Annotated in this window: 3 protein-coding genes; all 3 read left to right on the forward strand. The window is 67.0% G+C overall.

The annotated features are described in order from the left end of the window. Window positions 1–339: deoxynucleoside kinase (locus AC1D12_RS31675; protein ID WP_477845142.1), on the forward strand; the 339-nt coding region annotated here is incomplete at its 5' end. Window positions 340–416: 77 nt separating this feature from the next. Continuing rightward, window positions 417–1064 (forward strand): DUF47 domain-containing protein, encoded by a 648-nt coding sequence (locus AC1D12_RS31680; RefSeq protein ID WP_047500697.1) that lies wholly within the window; start codon window positions 417–419, stop codon window positions 1062–1064. 15 nt (window positions 1065–1079) lie between these two features. Further along, window positions 1080–2096, forward strand: a complete 1017-nt coding sequence (locus tag AC1D12_RS31685; RefSeq protein WP_477845143.1) for an inorganic phosphate transporter — start codon at window positions 1080–1082, stop codon at window positions 2094–2096. Window positions 2097–2113: the final 17 nt, after the last annotated feature.

Below are 2113 nucleotides of genomic sequence, written 5' to 3' on the forward strand. Positions count from 1 at the left end.
GGGCTGTACAGCCAGATGTATGGCCAGGTCGCGCCGCAGGTGCCGCAGCCCGACCTCGTGCTCTGGCTGCAGGCGCCGACCGCAACGCTGCAGCAGCGCATCCAGCGCCGCGCGATCGCGATGGAGCAGCGCATCGCTGCCGACTACCTCGAGCGCCTGGCCGATGCCTACGCGAGTTACTTCGAAGGCTTCRATGCGGCGCCGGTGCTGGCCGTCAACACCGAGCACTTCAACCCGATCGAGCGCGAGTCCGACTGGCGGGCGCTGCTGGACCGGCTGGCCGGCTTCCAGGGCCCGCGCGAGTTCTTCGACCCCGGCGCGCAGCCCCGGCTGGCCTGAACCGCCCGGCTACACTGCGCCCAGTGAAAATTTGGTGACAGCGCGACGACGGCGCGGCCGATCCCCAGGAGACCCCGATGCTGTTTGGCAAGCTGCTGCCGCGCGAAGGCAATTTCTTTGAGCTGTTCAACCAGCACGCCGCGTTCATCGTCGAAGGCGCGCGCGCCTTCATCGCGATGATCGAGAACTACAACGACCTCAACCTGCGCGAGAAGCATGCGAACGAGGTGGTGGCCGCCGAGCGCGCCGCCGATCGCATCACCGCCGAGGTCAACCGGCTGCTGCACAAGACCTTCATCACGCCGATCGACCGCGAGCAGATCCATGGCCTGATCAACGCGATGGACGACATCGTCGACCTGCTGCAGGACGCCACCGAGACCATGCAGCTGTACGACGTGCGCACGATGACCGAAGAGGTGCTGCGCCTCGGAGACCTGAGCGCCAAGTGCTGCGAGCGCGTGCAGCACGCGGTGTCGCTGCTGCCCCGGCTGAACCAGTCCGACGCGAGCGAGGCCGCGATCAAGACCTGCGAAGAGATCGACAAGCTCGAGTCCGATGCCGACCGGGTGATGCGCGCCGCGATGTCGAAGCTGTTCCGCGAGGAGAAGGACGTGCGCGAGCTGATCAAGCTGAAGGCGATCTACGAGCAGCTCGAATCGATCTCCGACCGCTGCGAGGACGTGGCCAACCTGATCGAGGGCGTGGTCCTCGAGAATTCCTGATCCGGCGGGCCCCCGATGCAATCGGTCCAGGTCGCCTTCTGGGTGGTGGCGCTGCTGGTGGCGCTGGCCATCGTCTTCGATTTCATGAACGGTTTCCACGACGCGGCGAATTCCATCGCCACCGTGGTGTCCACCGGCGTGCTGAAGCCGCAGCAGGCGGTCATCTTCGCCGCGTTCTTCAACGTGCTGGCGATCTCGGTGTTCCACAACCTGACGGTGGCGGCCACCGTCGGCAAGGGCATCGTCGTGCCGGGCGTCGTCGATCACCACGTGGTGTTCGGTGCGCTGATCGGCGCGATCGTCTGGAACGTCGTGACCTGGTGGTACGGCATTCCGTCCAGTTCGTCGCACGCGCTGATCGGCGGCATCTGCGGCGCGGTGATCGCGAAGGCCGGCATCGGCGCGCTGGTCGGTGGCGGCCTGCTGTGGATCGTCGCCTTCATCTTCATCTCGCCGGCGCTCGGCTTCCTGCTGGGTTCGCTGRYGATGGTGGCGGTGGCCTGGATCTGCCGGCGCAGCTCGCCGCTGCGCGTGGACAACTGGTTCCGCCGGCTGCAGCTGCTGTCGGCCGGGCTGTACAGCCTGGGCCACGGCGGCAACGACGCGCAGAAGACCATCGGCATCATCTGGATGCTGCTGATCGCCACCGGCTACGCGGCAGCCGATTCGAAGGCACCGCCCGGCTGGGTGATCGGCAGCTGCTACCTGGCGATCGGGCTGGGCACSATGTTCGGCGGCTGGCGCATCGTGCWRACSATGGGCCAGAAGATCACCAAGCTGAAGCCGGTCGGCGGTTTTTGCGCCGAGACCGGCGGYGCGATGACGCTGTTCCTTGCGACCGCGCTCGGCATCCCGGTGTCGACCACGCACACCATCACCGGCGCGATCGTGGGCGTCGGCTCGGTGCGGCGAGCGTCGGCGGTGCGCTGGGGCGTCGCGGGCAACATCGTGTGGGCGTGGATCTTCACGATCCCGGCCGCCGCCTTCGTGGCCGCGATCGCCTACTGGGCCAGCTTCACGATGTTCCCCTGAAGAATCACTGGCTGATC

Source organism: Rhizobacter sp. P1_G5 (assembly GCF_056405435.1).

What these genes read in the sequence shown, in the direction of transcription:
- AC1D12_RS31680 (WP_047500697.1), top strand. Translation starts at nt 417, where the DNA reads ATGCTGTTTGGCAAGCTGCTGCCGCGCGAAGGCAATTTCTTTGAGCTG.